A 20824-nucleotide genomic window follows, 5' to 3' on the forward strand; every position below is an offset into this window, starting at 1 on the left:
CCTCCCCGTTATCGTTAAATGGGTCTCGCCGCTTGTATGTTTTTCTTCATTTCTTCGTGCGCTGCAATTACTTTCTCGCTCTCGGAAACTTCAGGAACACCTACCTGCCACCAGGATTCATAACCCTGTGTGTTGGTTCCGGGAACAACAGGAATTTCGATCAGCGTCGTGACCGTCTCTTCCTTCGCTTTAAGCAGCGCTTCTTTGAGTTCTTCCGGTGTACTCGCTTTGTACGCTTTCAAACCTAAACTGCGAGCATGTGCTGCGAAATTAATCGGCATATATTCGCCTGTCAACTTGCCCGAAGCGGCTTCACGATATCGGAACTCATTCCCGAAGCCGTCACTGCCGTGACCCCTTTGCAGATTATGGATGCATTGAAAGCCATGATTATCGAACAGCAGCACGGTAAATTTCCGGCCTTCTTGGAGGCTCGTGACCATCTCGGAGTGCAGCATCAAGTAGCTTCCATCACCGACCACGGCATAGACCTCGCGATTCGGCTCAGCGAGCGCCGCCCCGAAAGCACCGCTAACTTCATAGCCCATACAGGAGAAACCGTATTCCATGTGATAGGTTTTAGGCTCCGATGAACGCCATAAACGGTGTAAATCCCCCGGCAGGCTCCCCGCTGCGCAAACAATGACAGCTGAAGGATCAATCGTTTGATTAATGACCCCAAGCGCGCGAGTTTGGGCAAAGCCCTCTTCACATTCCGCATTGTACAAACGGTCAACCTCGCCATCCCACTCCGCCTTCAAAGAACCTATGTAACCGGTCTCGTAACCGCTAACATAGCGCTGCGCCGTCAAAGCATCTTTCAGTGCACTTAGAGCTTCCTTCGCATCAGCCGTAATGCTGATCCCGCTCAATTTCGAAGAATCAAACCCGCTGACATTTATATTAATAAACTGCACCTTCGGATTCGCAAAAGCCGTTTTAGATGCCGTTGTAAAGTCGGAATACCGCGTCCCTACGCCGATAATCAGGTCCGCTTGCTTCGCCAGCACATTCGCTGCGAGTGCGCCCGTAACACCAATAGCGCCAACATTCAGCGGGTGGTTCCAAGGCAACGAGCTCTTACCTGCTTGAGTTTCTGCTACAGGAATCCCAAAGGCAGCTGCAAATTCCATTAATTCTTTCGTCGCATCTGCATAAAGGACTCCGCCGCCTGCAATAATCAATGGACGCTGTTTACCTACCATGCAGGCCACAGCACGATTCACTGCTTCTCTTGCTGGTGGACGTCTATCTAGATAGTGAACTTTCTTATCGAAAAAGGCTTCCGGATAATCGTACGCCTCTGCCTGCACATCTTGAGGTAAAGCCAGAGTAACCGCTCCTGTTTCTGCAGGATCTGTTAACACTCGCATCGCCTGTACAGCCGCGCTCATCAACTGCTCTGGACGAACAATCCGGTCCCAATATTTACTGACGGATTTGAAAGGATCGGTGGCCGACACCGTATAATCACTGACAACCTCAAGCTGCTGAAGCACTGGATCCGGCTGTCTTGAGGCAAAATTGTCACCTGGCAGCAGCAGCACTGGAATCCGGTTGACTGTCGCTGTTGCCGCGGCGGTCACCATGTTCAGAGCACCGGGTCCAATCGAAGTCGTGCAGGCATAGATTTGTCGACGGTTTTGCTGCTTGGCGTAAGCCGCCGCGGCATGTACCATCCCTTGTTCATTCTTGCCTTGTATATAAGTAAGGTCGCCTGCGCTCCGTTCCAAGGCTTCTCCAAGTCCTGTCACATTGCCATGACCGAAAATCCCCATGACACCACGTACAAACTTGGTCTCTTGTCCATCAACTGACACGTACTGTTGGTCCAGAAAACGCAGCAGCGCTTGTGCCATCGTTAGTCGAATCGTACTCATGACCATCTTCCTTTCACGATAAAGGTTAAGCGCTTAATCTCTCAAGGTTAAGCGCTTAATCCGATAGTACAACATATTGATTTCGACCGCAATGCCTTTTATAAAAAAACTCTTGGACGAAGAATTGATGTTGTGCCTTACAGATTTGTCCACCCTACTTAACCCTTGGATTTAGCGCTTAACCTTATGGCATAGCTCGGCCATTCCTGTATTCCTTGGGTGACATTTGGAACTGTTGTTTGAAGACATTCGTAAAATAGTTCGGCTCGTCAAACCCGATGGCAGAAGCGATCTCGAATATTTTCATATCGGTATTTCGGAGCAGCAATGCCGCCTTATCCATACGGAAACGGGTAACGAAGCGCGTAAAGCTTTCACCTGTTGCCTTTTTAAACACGACGCTAAAATAGCTTGGATTTAGATGAATATGCGACGCCACATCGGTCAAGCGGCATTCTTCATTGTAGTGCTCCTCAATATATTTGACGGCTCTCTCGATCAGATTGTCACTTTTGGCCGCCTGCCAGTTGTTAAATTGCTGCTGGAAGCTCTTCACTTGCTCGGCCGCCCAATGAAGGACTTCCTCAGAGGTCCAATGCGTCTGCGGCATTTCGTTAGGGATTCTGGCTAGCGCATTGTTATCGTCAGGATCAAATTGCTTCTGTATCGTTCCAAGCAAAGCAATGGAGAGTGATAACGCCCCTATTCGCATTTCCTCTGGCGATGAATGGGTCAGCTCCGCCAGCACCCGGTCCAAAAGAAGCTGAAGACTGTCCTCCTGACCAATCAGGATGGCAGACATCAGTTGAACTTCCATCTCTCTAACCCTCGCTTGGTTCAGCGATAGCATGATCCCCGATCCTATCTCACTTCCACTCTCAGGAAGACTGTCAACAGGTCCGTAGACAATTCCCTTGGTCAAATTATACAAATCCGCTAACTCATTAGCAGAAGGAGCGAGCCCCATTGAAATCATATGCAAGCGAATTTTCAAATACTCGAAGGAAGCACTTTGAATGGCTTCTTGCAAACTCTCTTCGACACCATGATGTGCCGAAACCAATACAAAGCTGTCATGCTCCACCAAAAGAAGCTGAGCCTCCAGCCCCGCTCCATGCAGCAGCTCTAGGGCGATATTGGAGAACGCAAATTGCACCAGACTCATGTCGCTTTTCCCATACGCTTTATTTGCCAAATCCTCACTGTTCATTTGCAGAAGCCACAGCTCCCTACCAGCCAGGCCCTCCGTTAGCCTTGCTGCTACGCTCTTCTCATAAGGCAAGTCCAATAAAGCTGCTCGAAGCTCCTGATCTTGCTGGAGCCGCAGCTGCACTTGCTGCTTCTGCTGCTGCGCATATTTTACATAGAACCGCTCGGATGCCTTATTCATCACCTGACGAACGTCCTGTTCCGTGCATGGTTTGGTCAGAAAGTCCAACGCACCATGTCGAACGGCCGCTTGTGCATACTCAAAATTTTTGTAGCCCGTCAAAATGATGACAAGCATGTCGGGATAGTTCTGCCTCAAATGCCCTACGAATTCGATCCCGTCCATGATGGGCATTCGGATATCGGTCAGCACCAAGTCAGGCTTAAGCTCATCCAGCAGCACTAAGGCATCCTGCCCGTTGCTAGCTTCACCAACCACTTCCCAACCCAATTCTCTGCCCTCTAACATCTTCATCAGCCCTTTTCGGAAATTCGGCTGGTCTTCCACAATCAATACTCTCCCGATTCTCATGCTACTGAACCTCCTGTCTCGACATTGTTTACAAAAGGCAAAACAAGGCGCATAGTGGTACCGCTTTCAATCACGCTATTGATCTCCATACGATAAGGCGTCCCGTACACCAGCTCGATTCTCCTTACAACACTGCGAACCCCGAGACTTTCTCGCCCATCTGAACGCTGTGGCAAGGATGAGCCCTCGAAGCCCAGTATTTGCGAAATGGCCACTTCGTCCATACCGCAGCCATTATCCGTTACTTCTATCTCCAGAAAGCCATCGCGACTGCTCGCTTTAATCAACAACACTTTATGCGACACTTTGTTGCGAAAGGCATGCATAAACACGTTTTCTACCAATGGCTGGAGAAGAGACCGCATAACCTGGCCATTCAGAACGTCATCATCGGCTTGAATAATCGTCTCCAGGTCCGTTTCAAAAAGCTCTTTCTGCACCTTCAAATAGTTACGGATCTGCTGAAATTCTTCCCGCACCGTGGTTAAAGTACGCACAGGCATCAGCGAATACTTGAGCATCTCCGAGATAGCCGCGATCAAGGCCGCCGTTTCGATCTCGTCCTGCAGATAAAGCTTCCAATAAATTTCGTTAAACATATTATGCAGAAAATGTGGATTCAATTGGGCCTGCAGCGCTTTAAGCTCCGCTTCCTTCTCACTTAACTGCGTCAAATACACTTCCTTAATCAGCCTTCCGACTTGTTCAGCCATGGCATTGAAGCTCTCACCAATATAAGCTAGCTCATCCTTGGTTCGAATCTCGATACGCGTATCGAAATCGCCCGACCTTACCTTGCGCAGACCCTGCAGCAAATCCTTGAGCGGCCGCAGCAGATTGCCCGTGGAGAGTACGATCAACACACTGGTGAGAAGAATGCTGATAAGGCCAGAAATTACGATTTTCTGGAATAAATCTCGATTCTTGCTTTGAATAGCCGTAAGCGATGTTCCGCTGACCAGCTTGAAGGAAGTCACCTCGGACTGTCCTTGAACGAACAAATGCTGATCCATGATCTGAGTTTGACTCAAATTTTTCAGCCGTTCCCGTTTATCTACCGAGCTTTCCGGCGTATTGCTAAATAACAACTCGTTATTTTTGTTGAACAAATAGACTTCGCCCTCTCCATTCTTCGTCAGTTCCTTGAGAGAACCCGAGAAGAACGACTCATCAAAAGCCATCACGAGCACACCGTACGTGTTCAATGCGCTATTTTTCATCCATCGGGCCACAATAATTGTGTTTCTGAACCCGCTTGGTTCCACGGAAGATGACAATGGCATATTAATCCATACGAGGTCCCCGTAGGTGTCATTGATTTTGGACCGAATTGTGCTGAATACGCTCTCATTCGGAATATTAATGGCCGAGGTGGTATAGCTGAAATAAGAAGGATTCCCTTTGAGGTCATACAAGTACATACCTGTAATATATGGCGCATCGGATTTGATCTGGAAAATCTGTTCTTCGATTTGCTTTTTGTTGTAATACAAATTAAATGGATCGGAATCTTCGCTCGAATTGATCCGTGTGATGACCTTTTCAATTTCAGGATTAAATACGACCGTTTGTGAGATCCGTACAACCTCCTGCACCTTCAGGTCCATCTTCGCCAGTGCCTCTTCGTTCGTACTCGAAAACTGCTTACTGATTTCTTCCTCAAACAGCGACAAATTATAGCGATACGTTAAATAGCCCGTTACGCCGAAGGCCAGCAAAATGATGACGGATAAGCTGAGAATCAGTTTTACCCTGAAGCTCCGGTTAATGCTTAGTAAAAGTCGACTCCATGATCTCATCTCATTTACCCCTATATCTTCGTATTGACCAATCCCTTGACGACATTATAGCAACATCATTCGTGTTCCTGCCATCCTTTTTGACTTGTAGGAAAAAATTGAAAAAAGCTTAGTTCATCGATCATGAACTAAACTTCTTGGCAAAGTGCTGTTTCTACAGCTCTTCGAATTTATTTTCTAATTTAGTATCAACCGGCTGCAGGAGCTCATCATCGTTGTTGTCACGCACCGTTTTCTGGAGAACAAAAGAAGACATCGTCAGGAACAAGGCCGTAACAGCGTAATAACCTTTGACAGAAAGCAGCTGCTCCAGGTTAATAATCCCGATAAACATACCCAGAAGTGCTAGAGCAAACGAGCTCCAGGCCAAAAAGGTGAAAGCCGCTGTATTGCGTTTGCGTGAACCGTAGCCATCCTCCAAATTATCACGAATGACCTTCTGCAAGACAAAAGCCGACATCGTGAGGAATAACGCGCATACGGCGAAATAACCCTTAACACTCAGTGATTCTTCCAACGTATAAATCCCGATGAACATCGCCAGGAATGCCCCAATGAAAGATGCCCATGCCATAAAAGTAAATGCTGTCGTATTCCGTCTCCGCTGATCCATCATCTCAAAAAGCCCCCTGTGGTTGCTGTCGCAACGCTTTAGTGTCTTGCTCTTGTTTCTCAGTATAGGAGAAATTTCCCATTCCAGATAGTACTATTTACCAATAGTACCCAAAAGCCCTGGCATAATAATGCGGCGGTGCTACAACGGCACCCAGGATTCTCGCGCGTTGAGAAAGCGAGTGCTGCAAAGGTTGATGTTAAACACATTATGCCGCCTAAGGCCTATTTGTTTAAGTATTAAATTGTTTCATAGGGGTAATGTTGTACGTTGTACAATATTTTGCAAGTTATAAATCGGCCCTCATCTGATTTACAGGTGGGGGCTATTTGACGCTTACGTTGGTCCCATTTACGTCTGCGGCGGTCGATCACTACCCTTGGCCATTTCACAGTTTTGTCCATCCATTTTCCATCCGGTCCCAATACACACCCACGTATTTCATTCCTGCTGTAGATGAGATCGTCCTCGGAGAAGAAGCACACCTCGCTGCCCAACTTCTGTCCTTCCTTGCTTAATTGACGGAAATAGGCCGGCTCGTCAAAGGTACGTTTTCGACGATAGGTCAATACCCCTATGACTGTACGTTGCATCGAAAGCATCCTTCCTGGATAAGATTACTTACCGATTATTCTTATTCATTGGGGTCTGTTTACGTACATGTATGTTTGTTGTCTGGACGAGCGGGGAATACTGATTCCATTCTGCTTAAAAACATATTGAGTAAAGAACATGAAATAACAATCGATGCTACAACAGGAACGATCAGCCTAAGCGCGAGGCTTAGGTCTTTTTTTGAATTATCACCGTCCACCCATACACATATCACGGTACAATTCGAATCGAAAGCCAGGAAGGTATAGGAACGGAAATTAATCGTATATGTTCCAATTGAACAGGAATAAAAAGCAAGATATAGTGTTATTACATAGGAGTTATGAAGGGAGTCAATTACTTTGAATGTTGAATTGTTTAAGGATTTGATTAAGGATGATCGGGGCAATTATTACGTAGCAGTCCACAAGGAAAGTAATGAGCTGACTTTGGTTAATGCGATGCTAGAGCGGTCTTACGAAGATTTATTGGAGTTTAATGAGGAATTCAAACAAAAGTATGCAGAGTACGAGCACCAGTTCATTGGCAAAATCATCATGGATAAGGTGCGGCACGACGTCGTATTCGCTTCCAAAGAGGACGGTCATGGCCGAATGCATGATTTGGGTAAGGTAATGAGCGAATACAGGGTTACGTTTATCGATATGATTGAATTTTACCGAAATCCTCGGACAGGACGCCTATGACAGCGAAACCGATTAAACTTAGTGTTTTGGATTTGGTCCCCGTTTTTGATGAGGTTGATGCAACCTTCGCACTGGGACAAGCTGTAGAGCTGGCTCAAGCAGCCGAAAGACTGGGATATTTCCGTTATTGGGTGGCGGAACATCATGATATGCCAGGGCTGGCATGCACCTCAACGGATGTGCTTCTATCGCATATCGGTGCAAAAACACAGAGCATTCGTATCGGATCCGGGGCATTGCTGTTGCCGCATTATAAGCCTCTTAAAGTTGCAGAATCCTTTCATTTACTCGCTAGCTTGTACCCGGGACGAGTAGATCTTGGTTTAGGAAGGGCGCCCGGTGGTTCTGCTGAAGTCAGCCTCGCTCTCAGTGACAACTTTCTTGAAAATGTCTGGAAAATGCCAGAATTGCTCCGAGGAGTTTCCGAGTTATTGCAGGGGAGCTATGAATACGAAGGACGTCGGATTACCGCCCGCCCAACTCCATCCGTATCGCCAGAACTGTGGCTGCTAGGGACAAATAAGAAGAGCGCGGCTTATGCAGCTGAGTTTGGAACAGGTTATGTTTTTGGCCAGTTTATGAGCGAAGTAGCCGGGGAGGAAGTATTAAGAGCTTACCGCGAAGCGTTTACTCCGTCAGCTCTTTCACCTGTACCGCGAGCGATCGTTGCCGTTGGTGTCGTTTGCGCGGAAACAGAGGAGGAGGCAGAGAGGCTGGCATCCTCGGGTACAGCTTTGTTTCAACAAGAAGCTTCCGCAGGGGAAAGGGCTCCGCTTTCGGAGCGTAAGCTGCTGATAGGCACGCCTGAGAGCCTAAAGAAAAAGCTCGAACAGTTATCTCACTTGTATGGCGTTGATGAATTCATTGTCGTTACGATGATTCCCGACTATCGGAAACGGTTGCGTTCTTTTGAGCTGCTTGCCCATACATGCTCAATGGCTTAATTCGTTTTATTATTAAAGCAGGGAGAATTCTCATGAGTAATTCAGTAATCGTAATAGGAACGATCCTCATCGATTGTAAAGGTTTTGCGTCAACCCCTTATCTACCACGAAGAAATTTGGGCTCCGTTCGGTTTATACACGGTGGTGTGGGGCGTAACGTGACGGAAAGCCTGGCCCGAATCGGGATCGATGTTGTTATGGCATCAACCGTCAACGCTGACAGTAATGGACAAGCTGTGGTGGAACATCTTCTAAAATGCGGTGCTGGTACGGATTATATCGTGCAAGTTCCGGAGCGAGGGATGGAACTATGGATGGCCATTCTGGATGAGAACGGCCATCTGGCCGGGTCAATCTCAGACATGCCTGATCTTGCAGGATTGGAGAAGCTTATGGATGAGCAGCGCGATGGCTCCCTGGTCAGCATCCTTGCCCCTGATCTGCCGTTTATTCTCGAAATAATGTAACCGGATAGCTCTCCCATATATATAGAGGGCTATTTGCCATACCTCACATTGTTATCCCTATCTATTCCTCGCACGATCACTACATTCATACTCTCATGAAATTGGTCTCACTACTATGTGTGCAGGATTTGACGCTTACGAATGATTATGCATGTCTACTATCTCACTCAAACAAACAACATCAAGAAAACATAGTCACTCACCAAAATTTACGCATTCCCCCACATTCTCACTCAACTCAGCAACAACGCAAAACAGGGATAAGCTTCCGCCTCCCCTCTAACCCCAACACACAAGGATAAACGACTCCGTCGTCCTTCAGGGACGAGCGCGTTTGTCAAGGTAGATGCGAAGCAAAAGTATAAAGCTTATACTTTCTTATCTACTCAAAAACAACCCGTTCGAGCGTTCACTCACCACAGGGCTTATCTGGTTTCTGTACAGTAAAAATTCATTCACATATGGCCACTCCAAAGGCATGATGCTCCCAGAAGACATCCTGAATTTGCTTGGTTGCCTCTTTATCACAAGCGACGAGCACAACAACTTCCGTCATTTTGTTTCGGGATGGGAGATTCGTTTTCGCTTTCTTCTTTTTTTTATGAGCGATATCAATAAAGACCCCAATCGTGAAGCCCACAGCTGCGCCAATAAGGCCCCAAAGAATGGCCCCTCCTTTTAAAATAAATCCATAGGTAGAGCCAACTACTGTGAGCGCCGTCGCGAGGGCAGTCCCCGCATCAAATAAACTTACGCCATCGGAGCGATGGATCGTGTCGAACATCTTCGGTTTGTTAGGCTTCCCCTGCAAAGAAACGGCATAAATGTGTTCCTTTGGAATGCCCGCCTCTTCAAGAGCAGTAATCGCCAGCTCCAAATAGATCGAATGTTCAAATGATGCTATTACATGCATGGTGTCACCCTCATTTTCGAAGCGAAGATTTAGGAAATGGAAATTGCGGATGCTGATAGCCCTCTTGCAGCATGCAAGCCTGCTCGTGATCAAACAGCTTGTTATATTCAACCGTATTTACATAAGCATCGTAGGCGGAAAAACCGTAAAGTGAAGGCAAAAATAAGAGCCAATGCATATCCACCACACTAGCTGACCGTGTTAAGTCCCACATGAGTAAATAGTGAATTCCTTCAAGCAAATGAGAGAAATAGCAAAGCATAATCCAGTTCACTAATATAAAAAAAGCATTGATAATCCGATGGGAGTAAAGCTGTCCCACTCCCGGCATTAACAGGGACCAGACCATCGCTAGCCATGGCGAGCGTTTATCCAGATAGTTAATTTCCATACCGCCCATTTTGAAACAATCCATGGGGGCCTTTTCCCTCTTGGCCAAAATAAACTGATGATTCATATCCACGGACGTTCGATAACTGTCGTAGATCGCAAATAAATAAACAGGCGCATAAAGCGACATCCACCGAATATTCAGCACCTCATTGGCTTTCTCGAATTGACCAGTGAAGGTGTATACAATTGCTTCGTTCAAATGCATCTGGGAATTAATCAACATTTCCCAGCCAATGAGGATAAAGCCGCGGAAATACTTGGATAGCAGTAAATGACCAAAGCCCGGAAAGGCTGCGGCCCACCATGCAATAATGAGTGGATTGCGCAAATGCAATTGGGTAATCCCTAATAAACCGACATAGGCAATTTGACGGCGTGGCTTGGTTCTCATGTGCAGCATCCTTAAGAATCAGTTTCCAATAATGCTATTATCTTCTTTCAAATGTAAGATATACATTTCGGATTTGACAATTGATTTTTAGTACCGTATAGTACTATTTATGAAAAAACAAAAAAAATTAACCAACCGTGATCTCGTGATGCAAGCGGCAACGGACTTGTTCCTGACAAAAGGCTACTTAGCAACCAGCATGGACGAAATCGTTGCCGTGAGCAAAGTGTCCAAAACGAACATTTATTATTATTTCAAAAGTAAAGAAGACTTGCTGACCGCAATTCTCGAACAACTTATTCACACCTATAACGAGATGATCCAAAAGACCGTGTCACGTTCGGAATTAAGTGTGCAGGAGCGCTTCACCGCTCTCCTACAAGTGCTGACAGGGCTTGAATGGACTTCCTTAGGCGGATGCCCGTTTCTCACCCTGTACACACAGATGCCGCAGGATGCAGATGTATTGCGGGAGAAAGTGAGCGTTTTTTTCCGGGAGCAAATGCTTACGGTGGAAGCCCTGCTCATCGAGGGTGTTCGTAACAAGGAGTTTTCAGCCACCCTGCCGACAAAAGCTACGGCTCAATTGATCGTTTCGACGATTGAAGGCGGACTGTTCCTACAGCATGCAAGCCAAGATCCAGCCATGCTCAGTCAAACTCTTTCTACTTTAGCCTTGTTGCTAAAGTAATTTTTTTAATCATGATTAGTACTATTTAGTACTAAAAAACAACGAGAGGCAGGTCATTTAGATGACACATATTTTCATCACTGGCGGTACAGGTTTCATAGGTTCACAAACGTTAGAGCAGCTATTCCGTGAGGATCATACCGTTTCGGTGCTCGTTCGTTCCAAAGCCCGGTGGGAGCAGATCCGCAAGCAATTAGATGGGCTCAGTAGCAATGGTCGGGAGGGAAGTAACGTGGGAAATGAGCGAATCTCCCCGGTTATCGGAGATTTAAGCTTGCCCTGCCTTGGATTAAGCGCGTCTGACTTGGCGTTGGTGCTGAAGGCAGATGTAATCATTCACGCGGGTGGACCGATGGATATTCGGATCGGGGAGTCCGAGGCCCGTGCGGTTTTCCTGCAAGCCGCCGAGGAAATGCTAAACTTGGCTTCGCAAATTCAAACAAGCAAAGGTTTGCAGCATTTCATCCATATTGTCGGCTTCAAAAGTCCATTTACAGCTGATAATTTCCACAATCCAGCACCTATCATTGCTAGTTTAGAACAGGATTCTCCTTACGAGCGCATGAAAATTCTAGCTGATTTGCGTATTCGCCAAGGAGCGCAGCAGCTAAATTTCCCTCTATCTGTCGTCCATCCAAGCGTTCTGATTGGCAGCTCAGAGCACGGGGATACCCAGCAAACAGGCGGACTCGGTATTCTCGTACGGGCCACCGCGCGTAGGTTGATGAGTATCACACCGGGAGGGAACTCCCATTGGCTGCCCCTCTTTCATATCAATCACGCCGCTGAGTTCATTAGCGCTCTGGCGAAGGAATCGAATCCTGTTAGTCAAACCTACTACTTGCTGAACGAAAAGAAGCATAGCCCCTCGATGACAGAGCTCGTGTCGGTCATAGCCAAGGAACTTCGTGTTAGTAAACCATGGGGAGCCATCTCACCAAAATTGTTGTCAAAGGTTCTTGGGAGCCCACTTGGACGGAAAATCGGAATTCCAAAGGAATCCCTCGATTTCATCGTGGATGTCAATCAAGCCTATCCCCTAACTGCGGCACAAGACATGCAGAGAAAGTACGGATTGGAACATGCGGTAAACGCCTCGATTATGCCGCATACCATCTCGGATCTCGACTTTCGTCTTGTTCATTCCCACCCTCAGGCAGAAGGATATTTAAGGGGTAAAAGAGGGCCTTTGGCCACACTGGAACGGGTGGGATCCGACAAAGGGAAGGCTCCGATCTTGTTCGTTCATGGCACTCTAAGCGGAGCTGACTGCTTGCTCCCGCTGGCCGAGCAATTCCCTGAGTCTTCCGTCTGCCTGGTCGATCTCCCAGGCTTCGGCCGTTCGCCCTATCACCACCGTCCCGATGTGATAGAAGGGCATATCGAATCGCTTGTCCAAGCGATTCGGTCTTTCGAGACCCCGGTTACGCTCGTGGGGCACTCGCTGGGCGGCCTGCTCGCCGCCCACGCCTACGCTCGCGTACCGGAACAGATCCACAGGCTGCATCTGCTGCAGCCTGCACTGTGCAGCGTGCTGCGGAGGTACCGCAGCGCGCGAATCAACGAAGCCGCGCTGCGTATGCTGCGCGCGGCCAGCTTGCGGAAGCAGCTGCTGGCGCAAAGCTGCTTCACGGACATAAGTGACATACCGCCTGCGTATGTCACTTATGTCCTGGCCGAGCTGCAGTCGCCGCGTGTGCGGAAGACGACTGCCGAGACCCTCTCTGCGCTGACGCGCGCAGAGAGCTTCACACAGCTGCAGCCCGATGCGCAGCTGCTGCAGGAAGCGTCGATCCTGTGGGGAACCCAGGATCGGGCGCTTCACCTACCGGAGCGCTTTCGCTCCGCGCGCACGGTGGAGATAGCGGCTGCTCACCACTTCCCCATCTCGCATCCGGCGCTGACCGCTCAGATCCTGAGGCAGCAAGGTGTATAATCGCAAGAACTCGATTCTCCCTGCCGCTGCACGGCATGGATCTCAATCGAGTTCTTTGCTTTTTTCCTGTAGTCATTTTCCTGTAGACATACACCCATCTCCTTCCCTTCGAATAAGGTAAAGAAAAAAGTAGGCTCGAAAGTAACGCCTTTGCTTACGAAGAAAGGGAGGAATCCTTATGCAAATCCACGTTGTCCAGAAGGGACAGACGTTATACCGCATTGCGCAAACGTATGGCGTGTCGGTAGATACAATCGCAACAGCCAATGAGATGACCCCCAGCCAATCCCTGGTCATAGGACAGGCATTGGTCATTCCGATTGCTGGCTCGTACTACTGGGTACAGCCGGGTGAAGGGCTTTATATGATTGCCCGAAAGCTAGGAATCGATCTGCATACCCTTGCCTCCGTCAATGGACTAACCATGTATCAATCTTTACCTGTTGGCTTTCGCCTTTATATCCCGCCAACCCCGCGTAAACAGGCAGAAGTGAATGCCTATTTAGAACCTCGCGGGACTGACGTCTCGCCCGTCCTCATTCAATCCGCCAAGGAAGCAGCCCCTCATCTGACCTACTTAGCTCCATTCAGCTTCCGTATTAAACGGGACGGCACCCTCCAAGCCCCGCAGCTGGACGATCTTAGCGGGATTGCCTCGCAGAATGGCGTCACCATGATGATGGTTGTGACCAATCTCGAAAAGGACCAATTCAGCGCTGAGCTCGGACATATCATCCTCACGGACGAAACCGTTCAGAATCATCTGCTTCAGAACATTAAAAGCACTGCCAAACAATATGGATTCCGCGATATCCATTTCGACATTGAGCATCTGTTCCCCGATGATCGTGATGCCTACAATCGCTTTCTTCGTAAAGCGGCGGAACAAATCCATCAAGAAGGCTACTTAATGTCAACGGCGCTCGCGCCAAAAACGAGCGCCACTCAAGCCGGTGCCTGGTACTCTGCGCACGATTACAAAGCGCATGGCCAGATCGCCGATTTCGTCGTCATCATGACGTACGAGTGGGGTTATAGCGGCGGACCGCCTATGGCCGTTTCCCCCATCGGTCCCGTGCGCAAAGTGTTGGAGTACGCCATAAGCGAGATGCCCGCTTCCAAAGTCATGATGGGCCAAAATCTGTACGGCTACGATTGGACGCTGCCCTATGTCAAAGGCGGTCCCTTTGCAAAGGCTGTCTCTCCGCAAGCGGCTATTGATCTGGCCCGCAAGTATCATGCGCAGATCCTATACGATTACACGGCGCAAGCCCCGCACTTCAACTACTGGGACGATGCTGGCAAAGAGCATACGGTCTGGTTCGAGGATGCTCGCTCCATTCAAGCGAAATTCCGCTTGTTGAAAGAGCTTGGCTTGCGAGGCATTAGTTACTGGAAGCTTGGTCTTAAATTTCCGCAAAACTGGCTGCTGCTTGAGGAAAATTTTAAAGTCGTGAAAAGATCTTAACATCCGCTGGAAGTAGCGCAATTAGGCTCAAATAAGAAGGCAGGTTATTCTTGCCTTCTTATTTTTTGCTTGCTATCGAGGCAAGGAAAAGTCACCAAACCTCTAGGCTGCGGAACGTAGATGCGTTATTTTGTGAATTCTGCGCTTAAAATCGAATGAGAGGAACGTATGGACGCTATTTGATCAAAGGAACGATCTTGAGGCCAAAAACAGTGAAATAAGACATCCTCGTTCCTCTTCCTCATGATTTCGGGGGTTTTTCGTCCAAATAACGAATCGACGTTCCCCGTGCAGAAGAGTTCTTTTTAATTCACTCGAAAACGGACAAGCGCTTGCTGAAGCTGTTCCGCCATATCAAATTCATGACCCTGACCCACTTCCGCGAAAAATGTCGATTGATTGCAACTTTTGTCAAAAGTCAACCGTCTTAGGTAAAGTAAATTCTACCAATTGGTCTAACTATTTAATAGATTTGTAAAATAAATATTAAACGAACGTAAAGAAATTGTTTTTTCGTTTATTTAATTGTTTTTATGTTGCAATCTAAGGGGCTTGATCATTATTAGCCGCTGATGAATTCGGGTATATTTGGTGACTACTATTCAATTTCCCGGCGTTTATTCCGATAATAGTCAGGTTCCATAATTTTCATATACATAATCATTGAGGAACTTAATCGGAGGGAAACAGAGCATGAAGTCCAGACAAAGCAAGTGGTTATCCTTGGTATTCATTTTCATTCTAGCTGCGCAATCTTTAGTGACAGGAACCGCCTTTGCAGCTGATGAGATTTCTAAACTCGTCCTGAACAAAAACGAACTTGCCATGCAAGTCGGAGATACAGCCAATCTGACGGCAACCGCTATTTTCGTAAGCGGCTCTACGGAGAATGCAACCGTCAAAACCGATTGGAACTCAGGTTCGACTGATGTTGCCTCCGTCTATGCGGGTGTGGTGACAGCCAAAAAAGAAGGCAAGGCCGTGATAACTGCCACGTATATGGGTAAAACCGTAATTGTTAATGTTGATGTCAGCAAAAAAGTAAAATCGTTAACCAAAGATAAACAGTCCTTGGCTCTTCGCCTGAATGCGACTGATCAAGTTAAAATTACAGCTTTTTACGATGACGGCACGTCCGAAGATGTAACGAGCAAGGCTGATTACACCGTGGATACGAGCTCCATCGTGACGGTAACGAACGGTTTAGTGAAGGGCCAAAATCCCGGCAGTGCTTCGATTACGATTAAATACATGAATCAATCCCTGACATTGCCAGTCGATGTTGAAGTTGTAAGACGTATTGATGCTCAGAAATCAAATGTATCTTTGTTGTTAAACGGAACAGAGAAAATTAAACTGATGGCAACCTACCCAGACGGTACCATCGACGATGTTTCCGACAAAGCCGTATGGACAACAGATAAAGCGAACGTAGCTGATGCGATTAAAGGTACAGTTACCGGTTACAGTGTCGGTACAGCTAACCTGACTGCAACATATGGTACCAAGTCGACAACGATTAAAGTCGATGTGGATAGCACAGTTAAACTTTCCTTAGATAAACCAAATATTTTATTAAAGAAAAATGCGACAGAAACTCTTAAACTAGAAGCTACTTATGCCGACGGGACTACGGCTGATTTTACAGACCGGGCCGAATGGGCTTCGAGTGATGCAGATATCGTACAAGTGACAAAAGGTAAACTGTCCGCCGTATCCATCGGTGAGGCAACGATTTATGCCAAGTACGGCGATAAAGTGGTCACAGCTAACGTAGACGTTGAAGTTCCTCGTCGTTTAGTTGTTAGTGCGGACCTTCTCTCCTTGCAAGCAGGTCAAGAGCAATCCCTTATTCTGACTGCTACTTATGCCGATGGCACAAGCGGACCCGTCACAGATAGCGCTGTGTGGAGCGTGGATAATGATACGATTGCTTTTGTAAGCAAAGGAAAAGTAACCGCGTATAAATCCGGTGAAGCTACAGTAACCGCTGAATACGGCGGCAAAAAAACGACAACGAAAATCGAAGTCGATATCCCTACCCTCATCAAACCAAGTAAGAAAATCGTTAATTTACAAAAAGGCGGGTCCGAGAAAGTCACGTTGACCGCTTATTTCAAAGACAATAGAGATGCTCCAGATGTTACATCCTTAGCAGAATGGACCACTAGCTCTAAAGATATCGCCGAAGTACGGGGCGGTGAAATCACAGGGATCTCTACCGGCACAGCAACGATTACAGGGAAATACGGTACACGCACAACTAGCATTCAAGTATCGGTTGGCGTATTAAAGAGTCTAACAGTCAGCCAAGAAAAACTAGTGATGAAAAAAGGCGATTCCGTTACTTTAACAGCAGAAGCCATCTATACCGATGATACAAAAAACAGTAACGCAGCCGCAGATGTCATCTGGACAAGCAGCAATATCAAAACAGCCACTGTTGACGGGGGTAAAGTCAAAGCTTTAGCTTCAGGAGAAGCGACCCTGACCGCGCAGTTGGATAGCAAAACAGTGACCATAACCGTCCAAGTCGATATGGCCAGCGATCTATCAGCGAATGTCGCCAATTTAGTTTTTGACATGAATGAAACAAGATCTATCGTTCTCACGGCTACAGATGCTAGCGGCGCAGCCCGCACTGTAACTAATGAGGCTGAGTGGAAGTCAAGCAGCGCCGCCATCGCGTCAGTATCCAAGGGTGTTGTAACACCAGTTTCCCGAGGTAAAGCAACCATAACGGCAACTTATGGCGGTAAAAGTGTCTCCATTCCAGTCGAAATTGGCGTGATTCAGACTCTAGTTGCTGACAAAACTTTCATCGTCACCAAAAGCGGCGAGCAAGTACAAGTGAAATTAACCGCTACTTTAGCGGATGGCACTACCAAAGATGTCACGGAAACAGCAACCTGGAAAGTCATGGCCTATAAGCTAGGAACCGTTACGAATGGGCTTTTCACCGCTACGGGTTCAGGTAAAACAACGATCACCGGGTCTTTCGGCGGCAAAATGGTCGCTATTCCCGTGGAAATCGATTCACTGAAATATTTGAAAACCGACGTCGTCAAAATCGAGCTGCAAGAAGGCAAAACGGCGCAGATCGAGGCGTTGGCTACCTACACAGACGGATCCGAAGAAGATGTAACCAAGCCTGCCCTATGGACATCGTCGAACATCATGATTGCTGATGTGAAGGATGGTATCATCCGAGCAACCGGCAAAGGTTCAGCTAGAATTACAGTCACGTATTCCAACATGAGAACAACTGTACAGGTGACAGTCACGAAGTAATACCAAAGAAACCGTTGTTTCCCGCATTGGGGGACAGCGGTTTTTCTCAATTTCAAAGAAAAAAGCATAAGTTCTTGCATTTAGGGGAATATATCCATACCTGCACTTACAGAACCAATTCAACAAGTCTTGGAGGTATGGATCATGGTTTCCAGATTTCTGAAGCTGGGTATGATATCTTTTTTGTCAATCTCGGCTCTCCTTGGGGCGCATCACTATCGTATGCATTCCCCTAGCCAGCAAATGATTTCGCAAGTCGATAATAGAGAAGCCGCCAAGCAAGGCTCACCGACTTTCTTTGACACGAATCCGTTCGGCATGCCTGGCGCGGATGCTAATTTGCGTAAAGTGGGCAGCATGAACAGTCATGCAGCTGGTTATGGGCTTACACCCCCAACGTCGATGAAGACTTTAAAGATCCATACCCAAGAAGCAATTGGAGCAAATGACAAAGCATCGCCTTGGTGGAATTACCTAGGGCTGCTCGGTTTAATCGGACTGCTCGGACTCGGCAAACGTTCCCCGACTTCTTAGTGTGGAATGTGAAGGTTGGTTAAAGAGGCCTTGTTCCCGGTTTAGGGGAAGGCTTTTTTCTGTTTCGCCACATCGTTCGCGGACATTTGTTTACACTATAGACATTTGTTTTGGATTGCGTTAAACTAAAGATAGTTATTCGTTGAAAGGAGGCTTTTCATGGATCGTGAACAGCAAATTTTAGCACTGATACGTCAAAACCCATTCATTTCCCAAATTGAAATAGCCAGTGCCGTAGGCATTTCTCGATCTGCTGTTGCCGGCTATATCGCAGCGTTGACCAAGAAAGGTACGATCCGAGGCCGAGCCTATGTCACATCTGACGAGCAAACCGTCATGTGTATCGGCGGCGCGAACCTCGACAGTAAAGCAGCAAGCAAGCAGGCCATTCGACTGGCCTCCTCGAATCCGGTAACGGTCACCGAGTCCTGCGGCGGTGTGGCGCGCAATATCGCGGATACATTAGCTGGGTTATCCTGCCGGACTGCACTCGTAACCGTTGTCGGTGACGATAAGGCTGGCCAGTGGGTGCTTGAAGAAACACGAAAGCGCGGTGTTGACGTCAGCCAAACGATTGTCCTGCAGGGTGAGAACACGGGGACTTACACGGCACTGCTTGATGCCACGGGCGAGATGTTTTTAGCTTTTGCCAACATGGAAATTTACGATAAATGTACACCCCAGCTTTTGATGGACAAATGGTCCCATATTGCCGCTTCACAGCTCGTCATTGTCGATACGAATTTGCCTGCGGATACGCTCCAAGAATTAATTAAGCGCTGTAAAGAAGAAGGCATCACGCTATTCATTGACCCTGTCTCTTCCGAAAAAGCGAAAAAGCTCCCGCAGGAGCTTCATGGCGTTACCGCAATCTTCCCTAACCTTGAAGAGGCCCGTCTGCTTGCTGGTTCCTCGGTAGAAACAGACCAAGACTATGGCAAGCTGGCTAGAGCTATTCAGGCACGTGGCGTGAAACACGTATTCATTACACTCGGCAGCGCGGGTGTGATGTATGTAGGCGAGGAAGGCGAGCAGCTTTTCCCTCCTATTCATACCAAAGTGGTGGAAGTAACCGGCGCAGGCGATGCTCTCGTCGCTGGTATCGCTTATGGTGTGATGCATCAACATACCTATATGGACGCCTGCTCCTATGGTTTGGCTGCGGCACATATTACGCTTCAAACCAATCAATCTGTAGCTAGTGAACTAACCGAAGAACGACTGTTACAAACTATACAATCGATAACTAAAGGAGACTAAACCCTATGATGAACACATCCTACCTGACATTTACCGACGAAGTGAAAGATGCCCTCGCAAACAATAAGCCAATCGTAGCTTTGGAGACAACGATTATTTCCCACGGGATGCCTTATCCGCAAAACATTGAAATGGCCAAAAAGGTTGAGCAAATCATCCGCGACAACGGCGCCGTTCCAGCAACGATTGGCATTATGGATGGCAAAATCAAGATCGGCTTGAACGAGCAGGAGCTTGAGGCTTTCGCGACAACGGCCAATGTGGAAAAAGTTAGCCGCCGGGACTTCCCTTACATCCTATCGTCCGGCAAAATCGGCGCAACGACCGTAGCAGCAACGATGATAGGCGCGGCGCTTGCCGGCATCGAAGTGTTCGCTACCGGCGGTATCGGCGGCGTTCACCGCGAAGGTGAAGTGACGATGGACGTCTCCGCCGACTTGACGGAGCTGGCTCAAACGAACGTCGCTGTCGTCTGCGCAGGCGTGAAGTCGATCCTCGATATTGGCCGTACGCTCGAGTATTTGGAAACCCACGGCGTACCCGTGGTTGGTTTCAAAACGAGCGAGTTCCCGTCCTTCTACGCCCGCGAAAGCGGCTATGGCGTTGACTTCCGCCTCGATGAGGCAGCCGAGGTTGCGGCTATGCTGCGCACCAAGTGGGAGCTGGGCCTAGCCGGCGGCGCCATCATCGCCAATCCGGTCCCCGCGGAATCCGCGATGGCCCATAACGAGATCGAAGGCGTCATCCAGCAAGCGCTGGCTGAGGCCAAAGATCAAAACGTGACCGGCAAGAAGGTCACGCCTTTCCTGCTAGCTCGCATCAAACAGCTGACTGAAGGTCGCAGCTTGGAGACGAACATCGCGCTCGTTTACCACAATGCGCAAACGGCCGCGCAGGTTGCGGTTGCCCTTAAGAACAAATAAGCCCCCGCTTATGAGAAAACCTCTATCGAGGCCATTCAAGGATGAGCGACCGCGTTTACAGAGGAGAGACTTTGGTTTCCAACCAAAGATCCCTATATTAGGTTTTATCGCCAATAAGAAAGCGGTTTTCGGGAACCGAAAACTTATACTTTCTTATGTGGTAAAGAAAGACCTGAGGCTTTGCCTCAGGTCCTTTGTGTGCTAATCCATATGTTTGAGCTTGGGGAGGGAATTGGATATAGGGCTCCAACCGCCCATATCCGCTTTCTCCATGATCAT

18 protein-coding genes and 1 pseudogene are annotated in these 20824 nt (G+C 47.9%); 10 read left to right on the top strand and 9 right to left on the bottom strand.

The window, feature by feature from the left end; translation table 11 throughout:
- Window positions 1–14 precede the first annotated feature (14 nt).
- The 6 genes and pseudogenes from iolD to G519_RS0120625 all read right to left on the bottom strand — a co-directional run bounded on the left by iolD (window position 15) and on the right by G519_RS0120625 (window position 6626).
- Window positions 15–1880, bottom strand: a complete 1866-nt coding sequence (gene iolD / locus G519_RS0120600) for a 3D-(3,5/4)-trihydroxycyclohexane-1,2-dione acylhydrolase (decyclizing) (RefSeq protein WP_029196315.1) — start codon at window positions 1878–1880, stop codon at window positions 15–17.
- Window positions 1881–2064: 184 nt separating this feature from the next.
- Window positions 2065–3621 (bottom strand): response regulator transcription factor, encoded by a 1557-nt coding sequence (locus G519_RS0120605; RefSeq protein ID WP_029196316.1) that lies wholly within the window; start codon window positions 3619–3621, stop codon window positions 2065–2067.
- On the bottom strand, window positions 3618–5420 hold the full coding sequence (locus tag G519_RS0120610) for a sensor histidine kinase (protein ID WP_051253541.1): 1803 nt from the start codon (window positions 5418–5420) through the stop codon (window positions 3618–3620). Before G519_RS0120610 ends, G519_RS0120605 begins: the two co-directional genes overlap by 4 nt.
- A 154-nt stretch (window positions 5421–5574) precedes the next feature.
- Window positions 5575–5841, bottom strand: a complete 267-nt coding sequence (locus tag G519_RS43835; protein WP_268618036.1) for a YiaA/YiaB family inner membrane protein — start codon at window positions 5839–5841, stop codon at window positions 5575–5577.
- A pseudogene (locus G519_RS53050) lies at window positions 5833–6033 on the bottom strand (YiaA/YiaB family inner membrane protein); the annotation flags it as partial. The gene G519_RS43835 and the pseudogene G519_RS53050, both read right to left, overlap by 9 nt.
- Window positions 6034–6272: 239 nt before the next feature.
- Window positions 6273–6626: a hypothetical protein gene (locus tag G519_RS0120625; protein WP_029196318.1), complete on the bottom strand. Its 354-nt coding sequence runs from the start codon at window positions 6624–6626 to the stop codon at window positions 6273–6275.
- A 363-nt stretch (window positions 6627–6989) separates the two neighbouring features.
- Between G519_RS0120625 and G519_RS0120630 the strand changes: the two genes are divergently transcribed.
- The 3 genes from G519_RS0120630 to G519_RS43840 are packed head-to-tail and all read left to right on the top strand — an operon-like array spanning window position 6990 to window position 8745.
- Window positions 6990–7334, top strand: a complete 345-nt coding sequence (locus G519_RS0120630; protein WP_029196319.1) for a hypothetical protein — start codon at window positions 6990–6992, stop codon at window positions 7332–7334.
- Complete coding sequence (locus tag G519_RS0120635) at window positions 7331–8278, top strand: LLM class flavin-dependent oxidoreductase (protein WP_029196320.1); 948 nt, start codon at window positions 7331–7333, stop codon at window positions 8276–8278. Before G519_RS0120630 ends, G519_RS0120635 begins: the two co-directional genes overlap by 4 nt.
- A gap of 32 nt (window positions 8279–8310) precedes the next feature.
- Entirely contained in the window at window positions 8311–8745 is a 435-nt protein-coding gene (locus G519_RS43840) for a PfkB family carbohydrate kinase (RefSeq protein WP_051253542.1), read from the top strand.
- Window positions 8746–9196: 451 nt separating this feature from the next.
- On the opposite strand, the gene G519_RS51640 is transcribed toward G519_RS43840, so the two are convergent.
- Both G519_RS51640 and G519_RS51645 read right to left on the bottom strand, forming a co-directional pair.
- On the bottom strand, window positions 9197–9658 hold the full coding sequence (locus G519_RS51640; protein WP_029196321.1) for a hypothetical protein: 462 nt from the start codon (window positions 9656–9658) through the stop codon (window positions 9197–9199).
- A 10-nt stretch (window positions 9659–9668) separates the two neighbouring features.
- On the bottom strand, window positions 9669–10442 hold the full coding sequence (locus G519_RS51645; RefSeq protein ID WP_051253543.1) for a hypothetical protein: 774 nt from the start codon (window positions 10440–10442) through the stop codon (window positions 9669–9671).
- A gap of 109 nt (window positions 10443–10551) precedes the next feature.
- Between G519_RS51645 and G519_RS0120655 the strand changes: the two genes are divergently transcribed.
- The 7 genes from G519_RS0120655 to G519_RS0120685 all read left to right on the top strand — a co-directional run bounded on the left by G519_RS0120655 (window position 10552) and on the right by G519_RS0120685 (window position 20545).
- A complete protein-coding gene (locus tag G519_RS0120655) occupies window positions 10552–11133 on the top strand; it encodes a TetR/AcrR family transcriptional regulator (RefSeq protein ID WP_029196323.1) in 582 nt (193 codons plus the stop codon).
- Window positions 11134–11194: 61 nt separating this feature from the next.
- Window positions 11195–13069, top strand: coding sequence for an alpha/beta fold hydrolase (locus tag G519_RS0120660; protein ID WP_029196324.1), 1875 nt, complete (start codon window positions 11195–11197; stop codon window positions 13067–13069).
- A 178-nt stretch (window positions 13070–13247) separates the two neighbouring features.
- Entirely contained in the window at window positions 13248–14537 is a 1290-nt protein-coding gene (locus G519_RS0120665; RefSeq protein WP_029196325.1) for a glycoside hydrolase family 18 protein, read from the top strand.
- Window positions 14538–15230: 693 nt separating this feature from the next.
- Window positions 15231–17828 (top strand): Ig-like domain-containing protein, encoded by a 2598-nt coding sequence (locus G519_RS0120670; protein ID WP_029196326.1) that lies wholly within the window; start codon window positions 15231–15233, stop codon window positions 17826–17828.
- Between the two features lie 144 nt (window positions 17829–17972).
- Window positions 17973–18362: a hypothetical protein gene (locus tag G519_RS0120675; protein ID WP_029196327.1), complete on the top strand. Its 390-nt coding sequence runs from the start codon at window positions 17973–17975 to the stop codon at window positions 18360–18362.
- A 159-nt stretch (window positions 18363–18521) separates the two neighbouring features.
- The gene (locus tag G519_RS0120680) at window positions 18522–19622 is read left to right on the top strand and encodes a carbohydrate kinase (RefSeq protein WP_029196328.1); all 1101 of its coding nucleotides are present in this window, start codon (window positions 18522–18524) and stop codon (window positions 19620–19622) included.
- Window positions 19623–19630: 8 nt separating this feature from the next.
- Window positions 19631–20545, top strand: coding sequence for a pseudouridine-5'-phosphate glycosidase (locus tag G519_RS0120685; RefSeq protein WP_036633519.1), 915 nt, complete (start codon window positions 19631–19633; stop codon window positions 20543–20545).
- Window positions 20546–20642: 97 nt separating this feature from the next.
- Here the strand turns inward: G519_RS0120685 and G519_RS53910 are convergent.
- On the bottom strand, window positions 20643–20824 hold a 182-nt coding region (locus G519_RS53910; RefSeq protein ID WP_208860897.1), incomplete at its 5' end, for a hypothetical protein.

It is taken from the genome of Paenibacillus alginolyticus DSM 5050 = NBRC 15375 (assembly GCF_000422905.1).
Taxonomy (GTDB): Bacteria; Bacillota; Bacilli; order Paenibacillales; family NBRC-103111; genus Paenibacillus_E; species Paenibacillus_E alginolyticus.